Origin of the sequence: Paenibacillus provencensis (assembly GCF_042678545.1) — a bacterium.
In the GTDB taxonomy this organism is placed as follows: Bacteria; Bacillota; Bacilli; order Paenibacillales; family Paenibacillaceae; genus Paenibacillus; species Paenibacillus provencensis.
Map to the genome: position 1 here is coordinate 88,016 of NZ_JBHTKX010000005.1, position 23,384 is coordinate 111,399.

General features: G+C 47.6%; 21 protein-coding genes. 16 read left to right on the top strand and 5 right to left on the bottom strand.

Annotation, left to right across the window (positions count from 1 at the left end):
- Positions 1–158 precede the first annotated feature (158 nt).
- Positions 159–2,063: an excinuclease ABC subunit UvrC gene (gene uvrC, locus ACFQ3J_RS22270; RefSeq protein WP_251584127.1), complete on the top strand. Its 1,905-nt coding sequence runs from the start codon at positions 159–161 to the stop codon at positions 2,061–2,063.
- On the opposite strand, the gene ACFQ3J_RS22275 is transcribed toward uvrC, so the two are convergent.
- Positions 2,032–3,732, bottom strand: coding sequence for a CPBP family intramembrane glutamic endopeptidase (locus ACFQ3J_RS22275; RefSeq protein WP_251584128.1), 1,701 nt, complete (start codon positions 3,730–3,732; stop codon positions 2,032–2,034). The two genes, uvrC and ACFQ3J_RS22275, sit on opposite strands and share 32 nt — an antisense overlap.
- Before the next feature lie 370 nt (positions 3,733–4,102).
- On the opposite strand from ACFQ3J_RS22275, the gene ACFQ3J_RS22280 reads away from it, so the two are divergent.
- Positions 4,103–5,449, top strand: coding sequence for a TrkH family potassium uptake protein (locus ACFQ3J_RS22280; RefSeq protein ID WP_251584129.1), 1,347 nt, complete (start codon positions 4,103–4,105; stop codon positions 5,447–5,449).
- A 23-nt stretch (positions 5,450–5,472) separates the two neighbouring features.
- Positions 5,473–6,138 (top strand): potassium channel family protein, encoded by a 666-nt coding sequence (locus ACFQ3J_RS22285; protein ID WP_091161128.1) that lies wholly within the window; start codon positions 5,473–5,475, stop codon positions 6,136–6,138.
- A 13-nt stretch (positions 6,139–6,151) separates the two neighbouring features.
- On the opposite strand, the gene ACFQ3J_RS22290 is transcribed toward ACFQ3J_RS22285, so the two are convergent.
- Positions 6,152–7,048, bottom strand: a complete 897-nt coding sequence (locus tag ACFQ3J_RS22290; protein WP_251584133.1) for a LysR family transcriptional regulator — start codon at positions 7,046–7,048, stop codon at positions 6,152–6,154.
- Positions 7,049–7,392: 344 nt separating this feature from the next.
- Here ACFQ3J_RS22290 and ACFQ3J_RS22295 point away from each other — a divergent pair, with 344 nt between their 5' ends.
- The 7 genes from ACFQ3J_RS22295 to ACFQ3J_RS22325 all read left to right on the top strand — a co-directional run bounded on the left by ACFQ3J_RS22295 (position 7,393) and on the right by ACFQ3J_RS22325 (position 14,473).
- Positions 7,393–8,055: a succinate dehydrogenase cytochrome b558 subunit gene (locus ACFQ3J_RS22295; RefSeq protein ID WP_091161125.1), complete on the top strand. Its 663-nt coding sequence runs from the start codon at positions 7,393–7,395 to the stop codon at positions 8,053–8,055.
- Between the two features lie 25 nt (positions 8,056–8,080).
- The gene (sdhA, locus tag ACFQ3J_RS22300; protein ID WP_251584134.1) at positions 8,081–9,826 is read left to right on the top strand and encodes a succinate dehydrogenase flavoprotein subunit; all 1,746 of its coding nucleotides are present in this window, start codon (positions 8,081–8,083) and stop codon (positions 9,824–9,826) included.
- Between the two features lie 41 nt (positions 9,827–9,867).
- Positions 9,868–10,641: a succinate dehydrogenase iron-sulfur subunit gene (sdhB, locus tag ACFQ3J_RS22305; RefSeq protein ID WP_091161121.1), complete on the top strand. Its 774-nt coding sequence runs from the start codon at positions 9,868–9,870 to the stop codon at positions 10,639–10,641.
- A 151-nt stretch (positions 10,642–10,792) separates the two neighbouring features.
- On the top strand, positions 10,793–11,605 hold the full coding sequence (locus ACFQ3J_RS22310; protein WP_251584135.1) for an aminoglycoside N(3)-acetyltransferase: 813 nt from the start codon (positions 10,793–10,795) through the stop codon (positions 11,603–11,605).
- A gap of 28 nt (positions 11,606–11,633) precedes the next feature.
- A complete protein-coding gene (locus tag ACFQ3J_RS22315; RefSeq protein WP_251584136.1) occupies positions 11,634–12,584 on the top strand; it encodes a metallophosphoesterase in 951 nt (316 codons plus the stop codon).
- 262 nt (positions 12,585–12,846) lie between these two features.
- The gene (locus ACFQ3J_RS22320) at positions 12,847–13,404 is read left to right on the top strand and encodes a GNAT family N-acetyltransferase (protein ID WP_251584137.1); all 558 of its coding nucleotides are present in this window, start codon (positions 12,847–12,849) and stop codon (positions 13,402–13,404) included.
- Positions 13,405–13,501: 97 nt separating this feature from the next.
- Positions 13,502–14,473 (top strand): DMT family transporter, encoded by a 972-nt coding sequence (locus tag ACFQ3J_RS22325; RefSeq protein ID WP_251584139.1) that lies wholly within the window; start codon positions 13,502–13,504, stop codon positions 14,471–14,473.
- A 208-nt stretch (positions 14,474–14,681) separates the two neighbouring features.
- Here the strand turns inward: ACFQ3J_RS22325 and ACFQ3J_RS22330 are convergent, their stop codons facing one another.
- Together ACFQ3J_RS22330 and ACFQ3J_RS22335 are read right to left on the bottom strand one after the other, a co-directional pair.
- Positions 14,682–15,491 (bottom strand): histidinol-phosphatase, encoded by an 810-nt coding sequence (locus ACFQ3J_RS22330; RefSeq protein WP_091161114.1) that lies wholly within the window; start codon positions 15,489–15,491, stop codon positions 14,682–14,684.
- Positions 15,492–15,510: 19 nt separating this feature from the next.
- Positions 15,511–16,413: a LysR family transcriptional regulator gene (locus ACFQ3J_RS22335; RefSeq protein ID WP_091161113.1), complete on the bottom strand. Its 903-nt coding sequence runs from the start codon at positions 16,411–16,413 to the stop codon at positions 15,511–15,513.
- A 249-nt stretch (positions 16,414–16,662) separates the two neighbouring features.
- On the opposite strand from ACFQ3J_RS22335, the gene ACFQ3J_RS22340 reads away from it, so the two are divergent.
- The 6 genes from ACFQ3J_RS22340 (at position 16,663) to ACFQ3J_RS22365 (ending at position 23,092) form a co-directional block, all read left to right on the top strand.
- Complete coding sequence (locus ACFQ3J_RS22340) at positions 16,663–17,988, top strand: MFS transporter (protein ID WP_091161111.1); 1,326 nt, start codon at positions 16,663–16,665, stop codon at positions 17,986–17,988.
- 206 nt (positions 17,989–18,194) lie between these two features.
- Complete coding sequence (locus tag ACFQ3J_RS22345; RefSeq protein ID WP_091161109.1) at positions 18,195–18,653, top strand: chemotaxis protein CheX; 459 nt, start codon at positions 18,195–18,197, stop codon at positions 18,651–18,653.
- Positions 18,654–18,768: 115 nt separating this feature from the next.
- Positions 18,769–19,545, top strand: coding sequence for an SDR family NAD(P)-dependent oxidoreductase (locus ACFQ3J_RS22350; protein ID WP_091161107.1), 777 nt, complete (start codon positions 18,769–18,771; stop codon positions 19,543–19,545).
- 197 nt (positions 19,546–19,742) lie between these two features.
- Positions 19,743–21,107, top strand: coding sequence for a DEAD/DEAH box helicase (locus ACFQ3J_RS22355; protein WP_091161106.1), 1,365 nt, complete (start codon positions 19,743–19,745; stop codon positions 21,105–21,107).
- A gap of 17 nt (positions 21,108–21,124) precedes the next feature.
- Positions 21,125–21,871 carry an ABC transporter ATP-binding protein gene (locus ACFQ3J_RS22360; RefSeq protein WP_091161104.1) on the top strand — a complete coding sequence of 249 codons (747 nt, stop codon included), beginning with the start codon at positions 21,125–21,127 and terminating at the stop codon, positions 21,869–21,871.
- Positions 21,872–21,874: 3 nt separating this feature from the next.
- Complete coding sequence (locus tag ACFQ3J_RS22365; RefSeq protein ID WP_091161102.1) at positions 21,875–23,092, top strand: ABC transporter permease; 1,218 nt, start codon at positions 21,875–21,877, stop codon at positions 23,090–23,092.
- 131 nt (positions 23,093–23,223) lie between these two features.
- Here ACFQ3J_RS22365 and ACFQ3J_RS22370 read toward each other — a convergent pair whose 3' ends face one another.
- A complete protein-coding gene (locus ACFQ3J_RS22370; RefSeq protein WP_091161100.1) occupies positions 23,224–23,346 on the bottom strand; it encodes a sporulation protein YjcZ in 123 nt (40 codons plus the stop codon).
- Positions 23,347–23,384 lie beyond the last annotated feature (38 nt).

Here is a 23,384-nt window from a genome sequence, read left to right on the forward strand (position 1 = left end):
GATAGTACTTGATCGTACGAGGAAAGAAGTTATACTATAACATAGGGAACATGCATTCGTTATTTGGTCCCTTTTGCAGATGCACTTAAATATTCCAATTTAACGTTTATTATATAGATTTTATTGTACAGTTTTACAGGGAGGGAGAGCTGAGTAAGATGGAATCACATCTGAGCCATATCCAAGACCAGGAGAAGGCGTTAGAGCAGATTAGGCACAAGCTGGCGCTGCTGCCCGATCTGCCTGGCTGTTATCTGATGAAGAATGACCAGGGAACGATCATCTACGTCGGGAAAGCCAAGGTGCTGAAGAATCGGGTGCGCTCTTATTTTACAGGAAGCCATAACGGGAAGACGCAGCGGCTTGTTGCGGATATTCGGGATTTTGAATACATCGTAACAAGCAGTAACAAAGAGGCGCTTCTGCTGGAGCTGAATCTAATCAAGAAGCATCAGCCTCGTTACAATGTGCTGCTTAAGGATGACAAGACATTTCCATATTTGAAAATAACGAATGAGCGGCATCCAAAGCTGGAAGTCACACGCCGGGTGCTGAAGGACAAGGCAAAATATTTCGGTCCATATCCGAACTCCTACGCAGCACATCAGACGAAGAAGCTGCTTGACCGGATGTATCCGCTGCGTAAATGCGGAGTCATGCCGAAGGAAGTGTGCTTGTACTATCATATGGGACAATGCCTTGCGCCTTGTGTCAAAGAGATTGATAAAGAAACCTACGAAGGTATTAACACAGAGATCGCTTCCTTCCTAAGCGGGGGTCACGAGGAGATCAAGAAGGATCTCCAGAAGAAAATGGAGGAAGCGGCAGAGGATCTATACTTCGAACGGGCAAAGGAACTGCGCGATCAGATTATCGCGATTGATGCCCTGATGGAGAAGCAGAAGATCACGACGGCCGATACCAAGGACAGGGATGTGTTCGGTTTTGCGGTAGACAAAGGCTGGATGAGTGTACAGATTCTTTATATACGCCAGGGCAAAATGATCGAGCGCCATTCCACCTCTTTTCCTTTTTACGGAGATGCGTATGCGGACTTCATTTCTTTTGTGACCCAGTATTACAGCGACAATCCGGCATTGCCGAAGGAAATACTCCTTCCCTTGCTGCCTGAGGAGGAACAGGAGGAAGCCGTTGTAATTGCTGACGAGGCTGCCTTAGGAGATCAAGAGACGAGCGGAATCGACGATCCCGTCAGTGCGGCCGGACTACTTCAAGAATGGCTGGATATCAAGGTGCTCATCCCGAAGCGGGGATTGAAGCATCGAATGGTCTCGATGGCCACCGAGAATGCGAAGGTATCTCTCGATGAGAAATTCCGTTTGATCGAGCGGACAGAGGAGCGCACTTCAAAAGCCGCCCAGCGCTTGGGAGAAGCGCTTGGATTACCTACTCTCAGCCGTATTGAAGCGTTTGATAACTCCAATATTCAAGGAGCAAATCCGGTATCTGCAATGGTCGTCTTTATTGACGGCAAGGCAGAGAAAAAAGAGTATCGCAAATACAAGATTCGATCCGTTAAAGGACCGGATGATTATGAAACGATGCGTGAAGTTATCCGTCGCAGGTATGAGCGTGTACTCAAGGAGAATTTGACCCAGCCTGATCTGATCATTGTCGATGGCGGTCGTGGTCAGATATCCTCAGCGCTGGATGTCCTTCACAATGAACTGGGGTTATATATTCCAGTATGCGGGCTCGTCAAGGATGCGAAGCATAAAACATCGCAGCTTATGATCGGAGATACGTTCGAAGTCATTCAACTGCCGCGGGACAGTCAGGAGTTCTACCTGCTTCAGCGCATTCAGGAGGAGGTTCACCGCTTCGCCATCACATTCCACCGTGAGCAGCGCGGCAAATCGATGGTTGTTTCCCGTCTGGATGCCATACCGGGTATTGGCGAGAAACGACGCAAGATGCTGCTTAAGCATTTTGGATCTCTGCGCAAAATTAAAGAGGCCAGCATTGAAGACTTCCGGCCTCTATCTATTGGCGATAAGCTCGCCCAAACTATTATTGACTCTCTTCAGGATGAGGAGCCGTAAATATCGGCTTCTCTTTTTTGGTTCCCGAATGATAACGGTAAATGACATAACCCACGATGGCAGGAAGTATCATCCAGAATACTCCAGCAGCTATATTCACTGCATCCTGCATGGCGAGCAAGCTGATGCCCATCAAAATGCTGTTAAAGATGACATGGCTGAATACAGCAGTGATGAAGCCATATTTGATCATAATGAAGCTGAATACAAGGCCGATAATCGTGAGTTCGATCGGTCTTGTGATGACAGGGTAGATCGGATACAGCGTATGACCGAACGCCCAGATGAGAGACGTAATCATCGCGGCCAGCACGGTGCTTCGTACCATCTTCTTGAAGATTCGGATACCGAATAAACGGTAAACGGCTTCTTCCCCAATTCCGGCCATCCAGGCAAGAATGGGCATAAGCCACGGATAGACCATGTTATAAGGGGATTGGCTGGCATCTGTGGTAGACCATACGCCGAGCCCCTTTTCAAGCACGAAGAAGATGACGGACTGCAATCCAAGCAGTATAAATGCCCATAAGTAACCCGAATACATGCTGTGAAGCACATAATGGCCATATCCAGGCTCCCTGGCCCTTCCCCATAGATTGTAGCCGTCTTTTCGCCAGAGCCCGTTTCCTGCAACCAGAGAGAAGTATACAAGAGCGGTCATAGCTAGCGTAAACAAGGTTTGGATTCCAAACAAGATGACAAGCATAAGGGTAGAATAACCTTCCGCTTGGAATGTTGGAAGCAAGTTAATTGTACCGATCATGGAGAACAGGAAATACAGAATGGATAACCAGATTCCTCTTTTGAAGGAGGTATAGGCTCTCGTCAGTACACTGTACACGATGGCGAGCACACCGAGCAGCAAGGTGAATAAACCATAGCCTGCAAGCGTCATCAGGTTGGCTCTGGCCGTTTCCTTAGCCACATACGCTGTGTGATCGGCAGGTACAGAGAACTCGGGTTCAAATGAACGAATATCGCCATTCTCGTAAGTGAAATGAAGCTTCAGTGTGCTTTCACCCAGCTCCTTGCTGTGATCTGCGTAGACGAGACCCGGATCGGATTCTGTCGTTTCAAGCTCTAGTGCATTTACGTTATAGCCCAGTTCAGATAGAACGGGGACAGCGAGACTCACCTTATCTTCCAGTGAAATTCCGCCTTCGGATAACCGAAGCAGTGCGGCTCTTCCTTCTGATTCAGGAACTAGTTTGTTCGTCTGGTAGTCGGAATCAGGTGATTCCCGGATATAGGATACAGGCTTCGCGGTATTCATGTGAACATCTACGTTTAGGTATCCCCCTGAGTCTTGATCGGGGAGTCTTACCCGATATACATCATACGGATATTGTTCCTCAAACTCTTTGTCATACTGCTCAAGCAGCTTCTGATTAACCAGATAGCCGTATAATTCGGAACGTGACTGGTATGTAACTAATACATCCTCAAACAAAATCTTATCGTTTAGTCCGAGTTCACTCTCGGCATATTGAAAGGCGGCTTGGTATGCTTCTTTTTTGCTGATTACCTTCGCTGTCTGTTGTTCAGTTGACTGCATAGACGTTCCCGGCAATATCTGAAATATGAAAAACAAGATCAGGCCGATGGCCGCGAGCACCCCGAGCAAGCTATAGTTCGGTTTGAGCACTAAAGGCTGCCCTGGTCGATTCAATGTCATTCCTCCATTCTTACTTGAGATAGTTCAGCTTACATACAGTAAAGATAGCATATGCCGCTGTCTCAAAGCCAATGAATAGAGCAAATCCTTGAGAAAGCGGTTTACTGGCTTGAAAATGTCCAATAATGTTTCATAATATGTTGACTTTAAAGAAGTATATTCATTTTTGCACTTTTTTAGTGAAATTAAGGTGTTTTTTATTTTGTCTCACTTTCTTGAAAGTCTTATAATCGTGGTTGAACTTCATACGAGAGGCAATAAGCTGAATCCTAAAGTGAAAACAGGGGAACCAATACAATAGACCTCGACTTTAAGGGCTTGTTGGTTCTTTTTTATTGAAAGGAACATAGAACGAGGTGAATCTGTGCTTAACGAGCAGCACCGTATTTTCAAATTGAATCCACCGCAGATTTTGGTGCTTGGCTTTGCCGGCATTATCCTGATTGGCACCATTCTCTTGATGCTGCCCGTCTCGAGCGCGAACGGAGAAAGCGTAGGATTCGTTGATGCGCTGTTCACAGCGACATCTGCTACATGTGTAACCGGACTCGTCATACTGGACACCGGATATGATTATTCAATATTTGGTCAGGTCGTCATCATGTTTCTGATCCAAATCGGCGGTCTGGGATTCATGACAATGACCACTTTGATTGCCATCGTATTCAGGCGGAGGATTTCATTGAGGGAAAGGCTGATACTGCAGGAAGCGTTCAACCAGAATTCTATTGAAGGCATTGTTAAGCTGGTTCGTAAAGTATTGCTCTATTCCCTGACGATTGAAGCAGCAGGCGCTGTTGTGTTTGCACTCAGATGGTCTTTCGATATGAGCATAGGCAAGGCAGTATATTTTGGCATATTCCACTCGATATCATTGTTTAATAATGCGGGCTTTGATATCTTTGGCGACTATCGTAGTCTGACGATGTATGTAGATGACCCGTTTATCAACTTAACTGCGATGGCGCTGATCATTATGGGTGGACTTGGATTCGTCGTTCTCTCAGATGTGCTTGAGCTGCGAAAAAGAAAGAAGCGAACCCTGTCACTGCATTCAAAAGTAGTGCTGTCGATAACAGGCTTCCTGGTCGTCTTCGGTGCAATAGTTGTATTTATCTTGGAATTTAGCAACACGAAGACCTTGGGCGGACTGGATGCAGGCGGGAAGATTCTCGCTTCCTTCTTCCAATCGGTTACGGCGAGGACAGCCGGAGCAAATGCGCTTGATATCGCGGGCCTGCGTCAGGCAACCCAGTTTTTCATCATCGTGCTGATGTTTATCGGGGCTTCTCCGGGATCCACTGGAGGCGGGATCAAGACAACGACATTTGCCATCCTCGTCGGTGCAGTGTTATCCATGGTACGAGGCCAAGACGATGTGGTGATGTTCCGCTACCGTTTGGCTCAGGAGCGAATTACAAAGGCGCTGACAATCACGATGATATCGCTGCTTACGGTAGTGGGGGTAACGATGATTCTATCCACTACGGAAGATGCAAGGTTCCTTATGATCTTATTTGAGACGACATCGGCATTTGCTACGGTAGGGCTGTCTATGGGGCTTACACCCGAGCTGACAACCATTGGGAAGCTGCTGATCTGCCTGACGATGTTTGCGGGCCGTCTGGGTCCGGTGACGCTCGCTTATGCGCTCAATAGAAAGAGCAAAGAATTGTATAGACACCCAGAAGGCAAGATTATTATTGGCTAAAGAGGAGATTTGAGACTAACGTTATGAAAAATCAGCAATTTGTTGTTGTTGGACTCGGCCGCTTCGGTTCCAGTCTGGCAATGGAACTCGTAGAGAATGGTTATGAAGTCCTGGGTATTGACCGCAATGAGGAGATCGTCAATGACATGAGCGAGTTTCTGACCCATGCGGTCGTCGCGGATGCTTCGGATGAGGATACGCTCCGTTCACTGGGAATCCGTAATTTTGACTGCGGCATCGTGGCAATTGGAGATGATATTCAGATGAGTATTCTTTCCGCCATCCTGCTGAAGGAGCTTGGTGTGAAAAAGGTCATTGCCAAAGCGATCTCGCTGCTGCATGGCAGGGCGCTGGAGAAGCTGGGTGTGGACCGGATTATTTATCCGGAGAGAGACATGGGCAAACGGGTTGCTCATCAGCTTGTCACACCGAATCTGCTCGATTACATTGACCTGTCCGACAATTACAGCATTGTAGAAATGACGGTTCCGAAATGCCTGGATGGCAAAACACTCTCCGAGCTGAATTCAAGAGCCAGATACAACTGCAGCATCGTCGCACTTCAGAAGAATGAAGGTGTAATTATTGCACCGACTGCACTCGATCATGTGCACACGGGAGATATCATGATTATTATAGGGACCAATGACAACATTGATCGTTTTGACGAGGAAGTCATCAGCCAGTAAGAATATATCCGAGCTAACCGCGCCTAGCAGCAAAATATTCACGTATCTCGTGAATCCACTGCTTGGCTGTCGCGCTTAGCTCTTCTTTTTGTCCATAGATCATGCAGGTCGTACGTCTTGTTTGTCTAAGCTCAGGAATATGAACTGTTACCAAGTCGTTGTCTGCAAGCAGCTGTGGCCTTAAGTAGGATTTGGGGAGAAGGGCGGCAAGCTTGCAGGTTGGAAGCAGACGCACAATGGCTTCAAAGGAATCAATCTCCATCCGAATATCCGGCATGACTCCTGATCTATGGAACAGGTCATCCGTTAATTTACGATACCAGGTACCCTTTGAGAAGGTGATCATCGGCATTTTTTGCAGATCATCCATTTTGGATGCTTGTCCGCTAAGAGGATGTGTGCTTGCGACAACGAGCTCGAGATGGTCATCGAAGAGAGGAAGACAGTTCAGTCCCGGCTCGTTAATGGAGGAAGCGACGATGCCTACATCAGCCTGCTTGTCGCGCACACTCGATACAATCTCATGGGTCTTGCCTGTAACGAGCTTGATCTCCGCATGCTGATGATTGTCCATAAATGCCGTGATCAGCGGAGGGAGTGTCGTCTGCAGGGTCGTTAAGCTGGCACCCAGTGTGATGGCGCTGTCCGTGTCGTCCTTGAATTGGGCCAGCGCCTGCAGAAATTTCAGCTGCTGTTGCTGCTGTTCAATCGCAAAATCATAAGCAAGTCTTCCGATGGAAGTCAGCTCCAATCTTTTGCCAACACGATTAAAAAGGGTAACGCCCAGTTCATCCTCCAGTTTGGCGATCTTGCGGGACAGAGCAGGCTGCGACAAGTTTAACAGCTTGGAGGCTTGGTTAAGGCTGGATTGCTCAACAACAGCGGCAAATGCTTGCATTTCTTCATACATAGAAGCTTCATCCTCCTGTTCAGCGTTTATTAACGTATATACCTTATACCCTATAGTTATAACATTTAATAATTATATTGCAATTCCCTTATAAGAAAAAAAAGAGTAACATAAAAGCGACACAGGTTGTTCACAAGTTAAGCAAAAACTAGAAATTTGTCGAGCTTAGTGAACTGAAGGTCACTGTGTAGTCCAGATCATTTGAACCGGAGACATCATGAACTTTTCATGAGCCATTCCCTGTGCATTATATTTTTTCTAGACGGGGAGCAGGAGCTTTCGTTCATTTTATCTTCTAAATTCAAATATGAAAACGCTGTACATGGAAAGGGGAAAGTCAGTTTATGAAAGGTTACTACGCCCGAAAGATTCACTCGCTTCTAGGCCTCATCCCTCTGAGTGTGTTTTTCCTTATGCACATGTTCTCGAACTTTGCAGCCGTTGAAGGCGGGCCGGAGAGGTTCCAGTCGGCAGTAGACTTTATCAACAGCCTTCCGCTGGTGCTTCTCATGGAAATCTTCGTGATCTATGTGCCTATGCTGTATCACGGTGTGTATGGATTGTACATTGCGTATCAGGCCCAGCCGAACGTTGGCAGGTTCAACAATGAGCGCAACTGGAGATATACGCTGCAGCGTATATCCGGCGTCCTTACATTTGTATTCGTTATCTGGCACGTCTATCAGACACGCGTTCAGGTATTTCTGGGCGAGGTGAGCCACGATGAGCTTGGCGCACTGATGCACAGCATTGTAACGAATCCTGTATATTTCATTATTTATCTGATTAGTGTCGTGGCAGCTTCGTATCACTTTGCCAACGGACTATGGGCATTCCTTGTAAGCTGGGGAATTACGCGTGGTCCTCGTGCACAGCGAGTATCGTCATACGTATGCATGAGCTTGTTCGCAGTCTGCTCCATTATGTTCGTTGCATCCATATTTGCATTCCGCTCTGTGGAATTTGATGTATCTGCTGTAATCGAAGCGTTGAAAGTAACAGTCTAAGCTGTAAGAGGAGAGTGAACTAGAAATGGCTACATCCAACATTATCGTCGTGGGCGGCGGTCTTGCAGGACTTATGGCAACAATCAAGGCTGCAGAAGCAGGAGTCCACGTTCATCTATTTTCCATTGTACCTGTCAAAAGATCTCACTCCGTATGTGCTCAAGGTGGTATTAACGGCGCAGTTAACACCAAGGGGGAGGGCGACTCTCCGTGGGTTCACTTTGACGATACCGTATATGGCGGTGACTTCCTGGCTAATCAGCCGCCGGTTAAGGCAATGTGCGAAGCCGCACCAGGCATCATCCACCTGATGGACCGGATGGGCGTTATGTTTAACCGGACACCGGAAGGACTGCTCGATTTCCGCCGTTTCGGAGGCACTAAGCATCACCGTACCGCATTCGCAGGTGCGACAACAGGCCAGCAGCTGCTGTATGCGCTGGATGAGCAGGTACGCCGCTGGGAAACAGCAGGGCTCGTCACGAAGCATGAGCATTGGGAGTTCTTGCAGGCGGTTGTTGATGATGAGGGAGTATGCCGCGGGATTGTGGCTCAGGATCTGCGCAGTATGGAGGTTGTTACATTCGCGGCAGATGCGACAATTCTGGCGACGGGTGGTCCCGGTATTATATTTGGTAAGACGACGAACTCAGTTATTAATACAGGTACAGCGGCAAGTGCGGTGTATCAGCAAGGTGTGACTTATGCGAACGGAGAATTCATCCAGATTCACCCGACAGCGATACCGGGTGATGATAAGCTGAGACTGATGTCGGAATCGGCACGGGGTGAAGGTGGACGTATCTGGACTTACAAGGACGGTAAGCCTTGGTATTTCCTTGAAGAGAAATATCCGGCCTATGGTAACCTTGTACCGCGGGACATTGCCACACGTGAAATTTTTGATGTGTGTGTTAACCAGAAACTTGGTGTTAATGGCGAAAACATGGTTTATCTTGATTTGTCTCACAAAGATCCGAAGGAGCTCGACGTTAAGCTCGGCGGTATTATTGAGATCTATGAGAAATTCATGGGTGACGATCCGCGCAAAATTCCGATGAAGATCTTCCCTGCGGTTCACTACTCTATGGGCGGCATATGGGTCGACTACAACCAGATGACCAACATTCCGGGATTGTTTGCTGCAGGGGAGTGTGAATACCAGTACCACGGGGCCAATCGACTTGGCGCCAATTCTCTCGTATCTGCTATTTACGGAGGAATGGTTGCAGGTCCTAAGGCGGTTGAATATATCAAGGGACTTAAGAAATCGGCACAGGATGTTTCCTCTTCCGTGTTCGATAGACATCAGAAGCAGCAGGCTGACAAATACGACCGCATTACCAAAATGCAGGGCACAGAGAATGCCTATGTTATTCATAAAGAACTCGGCGACTGGATGAAGGACAATATGACGGTTGTCCGTTACAATGACCGTCTTGAAGCTACCATCGGCAAAATTAAGGAATTAAAAGAGCGTTACCGGAACATTAACGTGAACGATACATCGAGCTGGAACAATACGAGTGCATCCTTTACAAGACAGCTGTGGAATATGCTGGAGCTGGCTGAAGCGATGACATTGGGCGGATTGCTTCGTAATGAAAGCCGCGGGGCGCATTACAAGCCGGAGTTCCCGGATCGGGATGATGAGAACTTCCTGAAGACGAGTCTTGCAAAATGGACGCCGGACGGTCCGGAAATTTCGTATGAGCCTGTTGACGTATCTCTGATTCCGCCGCGTATCCGTGACTATTCGAAAGACAAATAAGAGCAACAAGATTTAATTATAAACAGTAAGGAGGAACCATCATGGCAGAAACCGCTGTTAATAAACAAACAGTGAAAAGTGTAAAGTTTGTAATTACCCGCCAGGATAAACCGGACTCTCCTTCCTATATTGAGGAATTTGAGATTCCGTACCGCCCCGGAATGAACGTCATCAGTGCGCTTATGGAAATCCAGCGCAATCCGGTGAATACTTCGGGCAAACAGATTGCTCCGGTATGCTGGGACTCCAATTGCCTTGAGGAAGTCTGTGGTGCATGCTCTATGGTTATTAACGGGAAACCGCGCCAGGCATGTGCTGCACTCGTGGACCAGCTGGAGCAGCCCATCCGGCTTGAGCCGATGAAGACCTTCCCGGTAGTACGAGATTTGGTTATTGATCGAGATCGCATGTTCAAGGCTCTTAAACGGGTCAAAGCATGGATTCCGATCGACGGAACCTATGACCTGGGACCGGGCCCGCGGATGGCGGAGAAGAAGCGCCAGTGGGCTTATGAGCTGTCCAAGTGCATGACCTGTGGTGTCTGCCTTGAAGCATGCCCTAACGTGAATGACAAGACAGACTTTATTGGTCCAGCAGCGATCTCACAAGTCCGCTTGTTCAATGCTCATCCAACAGGTGAGATGAACATGGAAGAGAGACTGGAGTCGCTCATGGAGGATGGAGGAATTGAAGGCTGCGGTAACTCGCAGAACTGTGTAAGAGCTTGTCCAAAAGGCATTCCGCTTACGACCTCGATCGCAGAGATGAACAAGGATACGACGAAGCATATGTTTAAACGTTGGCTGGGGGCATAAGGCCCCGCCTGACGATATGAATTGCAAGAACTCCGTCTTGAAGCTGAAGACGGAGTTCTTTATATTGGCAGAGCCATGCCCGCCAGACTCCATACAGAGACTCGGAGTGTGCTATAATCGGAACTAACTGAGGAAGGGATGTGCAATACATTTGACGGAACCGATAATAGACAGACCCGTGACCCGGACAGAAATTGGCGAAGGACTCTATGAGCTGGGGCTCAGAGCCGGGATGACGTTGATTGTGCATTCCTCCTTGAAGAGCTTCGGCGGATGGATTCCGGGGGGAGCTCCTTCTGTAGTCCTTGCTCTGCAGGATGTGCTGGGCCCGGAAGGCACGCTTGTCATGCCGACGCAGTCAATGGATCTAACGGACCCATCCACCTGGATGAACCCTCCTGCAGACCCGAAGTGGTGGGAGCTTATTCGTGCTGAAATGCCGGCTTATGACCCGGAAATGACAGAAACTTCTGGAATGGGTGCTATTGTTGATGCATTCAGGCAGAGCAAAGCTGCAATGCGTAGTTTGCATCCGCATGTATCTTTTGCGGCGTGGGGACGACTGGCACCCTATATTATAGAGAACCATGCTTATGATTATCCGCTGGGCGAGAGATCACCCCTTGCCCGGCTGTACGATGCGGATGCTTATGTATTGTTAATTGGATGCGGTCACGATCGGAATACTTCACTTCATTTGGCTGAGTACCGAACGGAATATAAAGGGAGGAAGGAAATTCAACAGCAGGCTCCTGTCCTTGTACAAGGCAGCAAGCAGTGGATCACCTATCGTGATTATAATATCAGCTCCGATGATTTTGATAAGCTGGGACATGATTATGAGCAGGCTGACGGCTCAGTATACGCGAGAGCTCATATCAGGAAGGCCCCCTGCTTCCTGGCACCACAGCGTACACTGGTCGATTATGCTGCGGAGTGGCTCAGGACACAGAGACGGCTATAGCATTTCATTAGAAAGGGGAAATTACGCCTTGGAATTTACACCACGCCCGAACAGGGATCCAGAGCATAAACCTGAACGTCCCAAGGATGGAAGTGAGACTGTTCCGGCCATTTTCCCTGGTAAAGCCAAGCAGCACAATCCTTCCCGCAGAAGCTTCTTGAAGAAGATCATGAAGCTGGGGCTTACCGCTGGTGCCGGTCTGTTTACGGGAGGATACGCGTGGCTGTGGGAGCCGCGGAATCTCGAAGTGGAGCATGTGAACCTTACACTCCCCCGATTGCCTCAGAGCTTTCGGGGTATGAGAATTGCCCATTTCAGCGATATGCATTTGGGGTTCCATATGGATAAATCGGATATGGAGCGATTGGCTAAGGCGGTTAGAGAGCAGTCTCCGGATATCATTTGCTTTACTGGAGATATGGTAGAGGCGAAGGCCGAACCTATGGCAGAGTGTGTTCCGCTGCTCAAATCCATGCAGGCCCCTCTGGGCAAATATGCCGTGCTCGGCAATCATGATTACCGGGGACGGGAGTATAAGAAGCTTGCAAAGCTGTATCATGATGCCGGCTTTACCTTACTTGTTAATGAGCATGTTACGGTAGAGAGAAATGGGGACATCATTGGCGTAGCGGGTCTGGATGATGCCTTGAACGGTGTGCCTGATCCGTCAGCCGCACTTGATGGTCTGGAGGCAGACACATTTACGCTTCTCCTGATGCATGAGCCGGATTACGCCGATATTTCGTCTGGATACGCCTATGATCTGCAATTGTCCGGACATAGTCACGGAGGTCAGGTGAGAGCTCCTATTGTCGGTGCTCTGACGACACCGCGCGGCTCGCACAAGTATATTCAAGGGCTTTACTACACCGGAGAAGAAGGGGCATCCATGCCCGTCTATGTAAATCGGGGTGTCGGTATGACCCAGCTGCCGATCCGTTTCCTATGCAAGCCTGAGCTGACGATTATACATCTGTAATATGAATCAATTGATCCTATATGCACATGAATAAGTGCAGCGGAACGAACAATAACAGAAAGGAAATGATAAGATGGAACGAATCGCCATTGTTTCCGAAGGAAGGAATCCATTTTGAGTGGCATGCGTGTCGGCTTGGTCATGAGCGCTTATCCTATTTATTCGGGTGCCCCGGATATGGATCTTCATATCAATGAAATTCGTACGGGTGTTTATCACGGTATACAAAAATAAAGATAATGGACGATAGGAGCTTACTGTCATGTTCACGAAGCTTGCGCTAGGACGAGGACTGCCGGTGCTGAGGACAGAGCGCTTGCTCTTCAGAGGCCTTACGCCGAGCGATGATGAAGCAATCTTTCGTTTCTTGAATGACACAGAGGTCATAAAGTATTTGAATCGTGTACATTTGCCGACAAAGCTTCGGGCTAGGCGCTTGCTTAAGGAAATATGGATATCCGGAGCGAGACTTGAATCGGTTCATTACGGCATATGTCTCCTTGAAAATAATGAGCTAATCGGGGTTATCTCATTTCAGCAGTGGAAGGAAGACAAGAAAGAAGCACAGATCGGATATATGTTTGACCGCAGATTTTGGGGTCAGGGGTACGGAACGGAGGCTGTTGCACGAATGATCCGTTTCGGCTTTGAGGAGCTCGGACTTCAGCGAATTGAAGGCAAATGCCAAGAACATAATCAGCGCTCCCAGAAGGTTCTCATCAAGAACGGAATGAAGCTTGTTCGGACACATAAGCATTTCTCTTTGTTTCAAAAAAATGGACAGGATGTACTCGTATATGTGAAAGAACAGTCACTTTGAAAAAGTAATTCAAACTCATAACTTATCCAAAAGATGAATTTGAAACTAAAAAGATAAAATCGAATGGCATTATAAAATGAATTCAAGTAGGTACATTATGAAAATCGAACAATGGTTTAGACATCCCGCAGGGATCGTAGTTAGTGCAGTTGTTGCTACCATGCTGTGGGGAAGTGCGATGCCGATTATAAAGATCGGCTATGAAGATTTGGGTATTGTTGCTGCGGATTACGGAGCCCAATGGTTGTTTGCGGGCTATAGGTTTACGTTGGCAGGTCTGCTGCTTATTATATTTCATTATTTGGTAACCCGAAGAAAAGGGAAAAAAGAGCAGCTAAATAAGCTTGGAAAAGGAAGGTTGTCTCGTCTGGCCCTCATTCAAACCTTTCTTCAATATTTACTGCTGTATGTAGGACTCAGCTACAGCACAGGGATACAAGGGTCCATCATAGTGGGATCTACCTCCTTGTTTCAAATGCTCTCCGTACGCTTCGTGAATTCAGCAGAACGCCTGACAGTAATGAAGATCACCGGATTGCTGCTGGGATTCTTAGGCATTGCTGCTGTTGGCATCGGAAAAGGGGATCTCAGTCTCTCCTTTGGCTGGGGAGAATTGTTACTGCTAGGCTCTGCTTTCTTTGGTGGTGTGGGGAATGTGCTGGCGAAGCAGGAGAGCAGACATGAGCCCGTGTTATCCTTAACGGGAAGACAGATGGCGCTTGGAGGGCTTCTGCTCATTGTGGTCTCTGTACCGATGGTCGGCGTAGCCCCTTTTCCAATTAACGGCACTCTATTGATGTATTTATTGTATCTATCCGTACTATCAGCTGTAGGGTTCGGAATCTGGAATACGATTATGAAATATAATGATGTCGGGCGTGTATCGATGTATTTATTCCTGATACCGGTATTTGGCGTAATATTATCTTCCATTCTGCTTGGGGAGCAGATGTCCGGCTGGGTTGGTATTTCACTGTCGCTGGTTGTCAGCGGAATACTAATTGTAAACAGGTCGGTCACTGTCAAAACCATGGTTTCACCACCCAAAGCGGATGCGCGGCAGTCGTAATGTAAATAGTGTACTTTGTTACACAAATGAAATATTACTGAAACTTAACTCTAACAGTGAGCGGGTAAACTTATTGACATGACCCCCTTTTTGATAATATAAATTTAATGCTGTTGGGACCCGTTTATTTGAGAAGCGGGTCCACTTTTTTTGCTCTTTTACATAAAAAAAGACCGCAGTATGCGGCCTGACAGTTTTTTTCGTGGTATTAAAGGGGAACAATCTGCATTTGCTTCTGTTTGTAATACACCCATTCGTTAAATCCGATCTCTATCAGTCTAGTGCGGACTTCCTCCCATTCGTCTCCAACACGAGACGGCTTATGCGCATCAGATCCGAACGTAACATATACACCGTAATAATGGGCTCTCTCCAGAATCTCATCAGCAGGATACCAGCCCCCGCATAATTTGGTCTTCCCTGAAGTGTTGATCTCAATCGCGATTTTTTCCTCAGCAATGACCTTTAAGGTCTCATCTATAGCCATGTTAGCAGGAATGTCGGCAAATGCAGGGTAATTTCCCTTCATGGCATCAATATGCCCAAGAATTTGAAACATGCCGCTTCTCGCGGATTGCCGGATCAGGTCATAATAAGCTTCTTTTACCTGAAGACTTTCCCGACTGTCCAGACCTTTCCATCTGTTTTTGTTAAAAATGCTCACACCGCCGGTGCTATGTACAGAACCGATGATATAATCGAAGGGGTACTTGCTGAGCGTCTCATGATAGATATGTGCAACTTCAGGAAAGAAATCGGATTCGATGCCGAGCAGGACATCAATTTTTCCTTCATACTCCTTCTTAATATCCAGAACTTCCTGTACATAATGACGAAGCTCTGCTTTGGCCATCGCGATCTTCGGGAAGGGTTGCTCCTCTTCGCTGCCGAAGTAGGGAGTATGATCGGATATGCCAATGGCGGCAAGTCCAGCCGATATACCAGCTTCTACGTAATCGCGTATATTTCCATCGGCGTGTCCACAGCGGAAATGATGCGTATGCAGGTCAAATTTCATTCATGTTCCTCCTTCTTCATTATTCCGAGCTCACAAACTGCGTTTCTGGCATTCCTTTGAGGTCACTCAGAAATTGCTGCATCGCTGAATTCAAATATCGGCTGGATTTATAAATGACCCCGACAGGGTGGCTGACCTCCAGCTCACTGAGCGGTATCATGACCAGCGTCCCGAGACGAAGCTCTGCAGCAATGGCTTGCTTGGAGATGACGGCTGCGCCGAGATCCAGCTCCACCATTCTTTTAACTTCTTCACTGCTGGACAATTCCATCACGATATTGGGCTCAATCCTGTGTTTATCCAAGATATTATCTACAAACCGGCGACCCACTGTATCCGGTGACAGCATGATGAGTGGCGTTGTACCCAGCGCATCAATCGTAGCGTGTTTTTTCTTTGCCAGGGGATGCTTAGGTGAGACTACCAATTCGAACGTGTCATAGTACAGGGTGGAGGTGCTTAAGTTAGGGTTCCGTTCAATAAGATAACCGATTCCGACGTCAATCATCCCGTTCTCCACTTGCTCATAGATCTGTGATGAAGGCATGGATTGAATGCTTGTCTTGATCCGTGGAAACTGATCTTGAAAATAGGACAGGATGCGGGGCAGGATTTGAATGGCAATGGATGTGGTTGTGCCCAGTAAAATATGTCCCTGTGGATTCTGATCAAGATCCAGCAGCTTCAGCTTCAGCTCATCCACAATCTCAAGAATCCGTTCGGCGTGGTTCAGAAATACCTTGCCGCGATCGGTTAGGGCAACCGGCTGTGATCTGTCCACAAGCACCGTTCGAAACTCATCTTCAAGGCTTTTGATCTGAGCTGAGACGGCAGGTTGTGTCAAATTAAGAAGTTCTCCGGCTTTACGGAAGCTCATCGTTTTGGAAATCGTTATCAGTGTCTCCAATTGACTGATGTTCATGACTAGCCTCCTGACTTCATAGGTTGCATAATAATTCGCTAATCGCGTTGTCTTCTCTTGAAAGTACTCTACTAAATTATAGGCGATTGGAACCGGCAGAGCAATGTAGATCCTGCCCGTGTCTTGTTCAGCAGTTTATGTAAAATGCAAATTTATTTAACATATCTCATGTAAAGTGATCATATGGAATCTAAAAAATATGCCTCAAATAATTATTAAAATAGAAAATGAATTATGGAGGGGTTACAAATGGATCCAAAACAGGCACGTGCATGGGTCATGTACGACTGGGCGAATTCCGCCTTCGCAACAACAATGATTGCGGCCGTACTTCCTATCTTCTATCAAAATGTTGCGGCAGCGGGACTGGATGATGCGATAGCGACCAGCTACTGGGCTTTCTCCCAAACCATCGCCATGATTCTTGTGGCCGTGCTCTCTCCCTTATTAGGAGCAGCAGCGGATGTGGGGGGACGCAAAGGCACCTATTTAATGATTGCAGCCATATTGGGAGCAGCCGCGAGCTCGGCTATGGCACTGACCGGGACAGGGGATTATATTTTTGTATCCATTCTTTTTATTATTGCCACACTGGGCTTTTCAGGCGGAAATACGTTCTATGATTCCATGCTGAGAGATATTGCCGCTCCTTCTGAACGGGATATGCTCTCCGCACGCGGCTACATGTTTGGCTACATTGGAGGAGGGCTGCTGCTTCTGGTTCATGTCGTTATGATCCAAGGTTGGGAAAGCATCGGCTTTACGTCGCAAATTCAAGCGATGCAGCTTGTATTTTTGACATCTGGATTATGGTGGCTGCTGTTTGCCATTCCGCTATTTCGAAGATTTCCTCTGCGTGATACGAGTGCTTCACGATCTGCGGGCCGTTCTGTGGGACAAACTGCGCTCCACAGTGTCAAAAGTGTGGCGAGCACACTTCTTCACGTGAAGAAGTATCCTGAATTGTTCAAATATCTAATTGCATTTTGGTTCTTTAATGATGGAATCAGCACGATCATCAGCATGGCTGCCATTTACGGAGCTGAAATCGGGATCGGTACAACGCACCTAATTACAGCACTTCTCATTACTCAATTTGTGGGTGTCCCCTTTACCTTTTTGTTCGGGAAGCTTGCGGGTAAGATTGGAGCCAAGCGTTCTCTGTATCTATCGCTCTGGTTTTACGTGGTCATTGTTATTTTCGGATACTTTATGGAAACGGCTCTCCATTTTTATATCTTGGCATTTATGGTAGGGGTGGTTCAAGGAGGATCTCAGTCTTTGGCAAGGTCCATTTACAGCCGCCTGGTGCCTGCCCATAAGACATCCGAATTCTTTGGGTTCATGAGTCTGTCCGGTAAAGTATCTGCTGCACTTGGACCTGCTGTCTTCGGCTTTACGGCAGCAGTCACGGGAACGAGCAGATTGGCTATTCTATCTGTGCTTATCTTTTTTGTTGCTGGCATATGGATGCTGACTCGGGTTAATTTGGCTAAAGGGGAAGCCGAGGCATTAGAGGATTTCGTGCCGCCGATTACAAGGAATCAAGGGAAACCTCCTGCTGCAACACTATAGTCTTATAGAACCATTTTTTTATATGTGGATCAACCGTGGATTAAATGCAATTTGGTATAAATATTCACTTCTTACTTGTCGATAACAATAATTATGGGCCTTTGGCTTGAATTCGTAATGAATTTTGGTGTGGCTTCAAGTATAATGTTGTTAAAATAATGGGACTTTTGATTCGTGACCATTAACCTAGTAAGGGGGCGCAATCGTTGAAAGCCGAAGTGATTAATCCTTTTTTGGAGTCCGCGCGGCTCGTATTTGAGCAATTGATTCAGATTTCACCTTCCGCTGGCAAGCTGGGTATTAAGCAAGTTGAATTTCTCGAGGATCACATCTGGATTCTAATCGGAATGACGGGACAATTGAACGGGAAGGTCGTGTTCGGAATACAGGAGCAGGTGGCACTGCGGATCGTCTCTGCGATGATGGGCGGATTTGTAATTTCGGAGATGGATGAAATGGGGCAAAGTGCGATTTCGGAGCTTGGAAATATGATCAGTGGAAACGCAAGCACGATTCTATACAATCAGGGCATTGCCGTTGATATTACTCCGCCGCAAGTGACGAAGTCCTCGCATCCAGCAATGGATGCGGTGACTCAGGCTCTAAGCATTCCGCTTATGATGGACGGCATCGGAGAGCTTGATATTCAGGTGATGATATCGTAAGGCAGAAAGATGCTTGAGCAGCTTACAGCCTAAATGAAACGTGTAATCTTGAAACCCGTTTGCAGGTACACTATGATCAGATAAATGAGTGAGCTGCATTCGGGAGGTGAGAAGTATGAAGTTAAAGGATAAGGTAGTACTCATTACAGGTGCTTCCAGCGGTATCGGCGCAATCTGTGCTCAGAAGCTAAGTGAGCAGGGGGCTCTGCCCTTGCTTCTGGCGAGGTCGGAGGACAAGCTGCAGAAGATAAGCGCCTCAATAGCCGGCACACCGGACTGGTATCCGCTGGACGTTACCGATAATGAACAGGTGGAAGCGCTGATTGCGAGGATCATCGACAGGTATGGACAGATCGACGTTGTGCTTAATAACGCAGGGTACGGTCAATTCGAGATGACGAAGGACATGTCAGTAGCGGCTTTTGAACAAATGATGGACGTAAATTATATGGGTACGGTACGAATGACGAAGGCTGTGCTGCCCCATATGCTTGCATCCGGACGGGGACATATCGTCAATGTCGCATCCATGGCGGGCAAGATTGGAACCGCAAAGTCCGCATCATATACGGCAACCAAGCATGCCGTTCTTGGCTTCAGCAATGCACTGCGTCAGGAGCTGAGAGAGACAGGGATCAAGGTAACGACGATTAATCCGGGGCCGATTGATACCCCTTTTTTCGAGACAGCAGATCCCGACGGTGGATACATTGGCAACTTGAAGGGCTTTATTATGCAGCCTGAATACGTAGCTGATAAGATGGTTCAAGCGATCATCAAACAGAAGGAGGAAGTTAATCTTCCCCATATCGCCGCTGCTGGAATTCGGCTGTATCAGTTGTTCCCGAGGCTGGCGGACAAGCTTACGTATGGCTTCTTAAATCGTAAATAGTATCAGAAAGCTCTTGAACATGAATGGTGTTCAAGAGCTTTTTTTGTGTGGTATTTGATTCGTTTTGCATCCATTTTTGCAAGACAGATGGAGACATCTGTATCGTTCATTTGTTTTTTTGACAACCGTAATTTGGTACGTGAACGTTTTTCGCATATAATGAACTGTAATGAATTTATAACAAAGGATGGACTTGAATGACGATGACATTTGATTCGCTCGGGCTGAGCTCGGGATTGATAGAACGACTTGGTGAACGGGGCATACAGACACCTTCTCCTGTGCAGGAGCAGACCATTCCCGTAATTAAGGAAGGCAAGGATGTGCTTGCACGCTCGCAGACAGGAACAGGAAAGACGCTGGCTTATTTGCTGCCGGTGCTGGAGACGGTAAATACAGATATTAAGGGTACTCAGAAGCTGATCCTCGCTCCAACACAGGAGCTGGCGATGCAGATTGTTCGTGAAGCCGAAACGTACGGAACTTACCGCGGCATTAAAACGCTGGGACTCATTGGCGGCGCGGCAATCAAGCGTCAAATTGAGAAGCTCAAGGAACATCCAGAGGTGGTAGTTGGTACACCAGGGCGAGTACGTGAACTTATTGAAATTCGCAAGCTGAAGATGCATCAGATTACGACGATTGTCATAGATGAAGTGGATCAAGTGTTCCAGCTCGGCGGAGCCGGAGATGTGGACCAAATTATGCATCGTTCACTTCGGGATCGTCAGCTTGTATTCATGTCCGCAACAGTGGATAAGGAGATGGAGCAGCTTGCCAAGCGCGAAATGAACGACATGATCACCATAGGCATTGAACCGGAGCAGATGACGGCGAGCGGCCTGACTCACCTCTATTTTGTAGCGAATGAACGGGAAAAGGTGGACATGCTGCGGAGAATTGTTCGTCATTTTGATCCGTCAAGAGCTATCGTGTTCGCGAATACGGCAGAAACCATTGCGGAAGTAGAAGGCAAGATCAACTTTATGGGTCTGTCTGCTGCGGCTTTGTATGGAGATGCCGATAAAATGACTCGGAGCAGAGTGCTTGCTAATTTCAGAGAAGGTAAAATCAAGCTGCTGGTAGCCAGTGATGTAGCGGCCCGCGGACTTGATATTCAGGATCTTCCTCTGGTCATCAACTTTGATCCGGCCTTTGATTCTGACCACTATGTTCACCGGGCAGGAAGAACGGGACGGATGGGGAAGACAGGAACCGTTATTTCCATTGTAGGCGAGAAGGAAACGTTCATTATGCGCAAATTCGCAAGAGAGCTCGGAATCGAGCTGATTGAGCGGGTGCTGTATGGGGGAGAAATACAGGAACGGAACGATCAAGCTGAGCGCAGTGCATTCCGCGAAGATTCAAGAGCAGGCGGACCAAGTAAAGAAACTGCTCCAAGAACGGCTTCTCCAAAAGCGAGCATCAGCCATGCCCCAGGCCGTCCGAAGGACAAGCCGGCTCCTGCCGGAAGGCGCAAGAATGAGAAGGCGCAAGATAAGAAAAACAAAGGGGCTCCTAAATGGCTCAAGAATAAGCGTAATGATAACAGCGAGTCCTAGAAGAAAGCGGGGATAAGATGGAACAGACACCAATCCTGCAAATTAACGGATTAAGCGGAGGATACAGTGCAAAGAAGCCGGTGCTGCATGATATTGATATTCGTGTGGCTCCTGGTGAAATGGTAGGCCTAATCGGTCTGAACGGTGCCGGGAAGAGCACCACGATGAAGCATATTTTAGGTCTGATGGTGCCTCATCAAGGAGAGGTTCTCATTGGAGGCAAACGCCGGGACGAGAATCCGGAAGCTTATCAGAGCGGCATGGCGTTTGTTCCGGAATCACCAGAGCTGTTCATGGAAATGACCGTTATGGAGCATTTGGAGTTTACCGCAAGGGCCTACAATGTTTCAAAAGCGGAGTTTGAAGAGAGGGCCGATCATCTCCTGGACATGTTCCGTATGCGGGACAAAAAAGACAGCCTGTCCGCCCATTTATCCAAAGGAATGCGTCAAAAGGTTATGATCATGAGCGCTTTTGTGGCTAGACCTCCACTTTACATTATTGATGAACCGTTTCTGGGCCTGGATCCGCTTGGTATCAGATCACTCCTGGATTTCATGATGCAAATTCGTGCATCGGGTTCTTCGATTCTGCTCAGCTCACATATCCTGTCAACGATAGAGAACTATTGCGATCGTTTCGTTATACTGCATGGCGGAAAGATTATATCACAGGGAACTTTGGAGGAGCTTCGCGCTCAATCTGGGATGAGACAGGCGCCGCTGGAGGAAATATTCTATAAGCTCGTACAAGGCGGGGATTAGAAGATGGATTTGCAGCAGCTATGGAAATCAAGACGAGGTGCATTCTGGAGCCAAATAACACCCTATCTAGGCTATGTATTGCAGAGCGGGGTGGCTGTCGTCCTTGGCTTTTCTCTGATCGCATTTTCCGCATGGTATACTTCGCTTGTGCAAGATGTTCCGAATGACTTTCCTATCCGGTGGGTCATGCTCGTTGTGCTCATTGCTCCGGTAATCTTCAGCAGCTATCGGACCTATCTTCGTCAGGCCGATATTGTTTTCTTAAGACCTCAGGAATATCGGATGCATCTGTATTTGCAAAACAGCTTTATTCGGGGAATCGTCTACAAAGCAGTTGGACTCATCCTGCTATTCATCCTATTGTGGCCGCTCTACATTCGGAGTGAGGGAGAACCTAAGCCCTTTTTGCTCTTTTTGATTGTGCTCGTGATTTTAAAATGTATTGCCAGCTTCGGAGGCTGGTGCGAGCAGCAAATGTTATCCAAGTCGTCACGGATGGGATACCGACTTCTGCGTTATGCCGTCATCACCTTGTCATTGTATGCATGGATATGGCATCAAGTCATACCCGGATTAATCTTCATCGCTATACTGACCGTGCTGTATGTCGTCTCTCTTCGTCTGCCTATACGATTGCCGGTTCATTGGGAGTATCTGATCGAAACCGAGCAGATCAGAGGGGCGAGAGTCATCAAGACATTAGGCTTCTTCGTAGAGGTCCCCGCGCTCAAGCAGCGCGTCCATTCCCGCCGTTTGCTTGCACCACTAGCTGAACGGATACCGTGGGGACAGGACAAGGCTTTTCAATACTTAATAGCCAAGACCTTCATCCGCAGTGATCTGCTGGGAATATGTATCCGGCTTGCCATTGTTGGCGGCTTGTTCGTGTTCTGGACGGGAGGCAGCTTGTGGGGAAGTGGAGCATACTTATTCTTCTTGTTCGTGCTGGGAATTCAGCTGTCCGGATTACTTCGATACCACCGTGATTCTTTCTGGATCTATATCTATCCGGTAACAGCAGAGAGCCGGAGATTACAGGTGCTGAAGTTTGTGTATACACTACAGGCTGCGTTAACATTCTTGTTGTGGATTCCACTGCTGATCGGAGGGTGGGGCAGATGGGTAGAGCTGGTATTCACATTTGCTCTTGGCCTACTCATCGCCCTCATGTTCCGAAGCTCGCAACTGAAGAAATGGACTAAAGAAGAGGAATCGGAATAAGCGTAAGGTGATTAGCGGAAAGGGGTCTATCCATGGATAGACCCCTTCCTATATGGCCTGGTGACTTATTCGCGAGGTTAGGTCAGGTATGAAATTTACCGTCCATCCACTGAGCTGCTTTTTACCTGCAATTAGTAGGAGGAGAAGGATTTAGCGATGATTACAAGCAAGATGAACAATACAAGGATTGCTCCGATGCCGTATCCACCGAAACCACCGCCGTAACCGTAACTTCTTTCTTCTGTTCCAGACATATTTTCATACCCCTTTCAGGTCTTATTCGTAAGCCTCT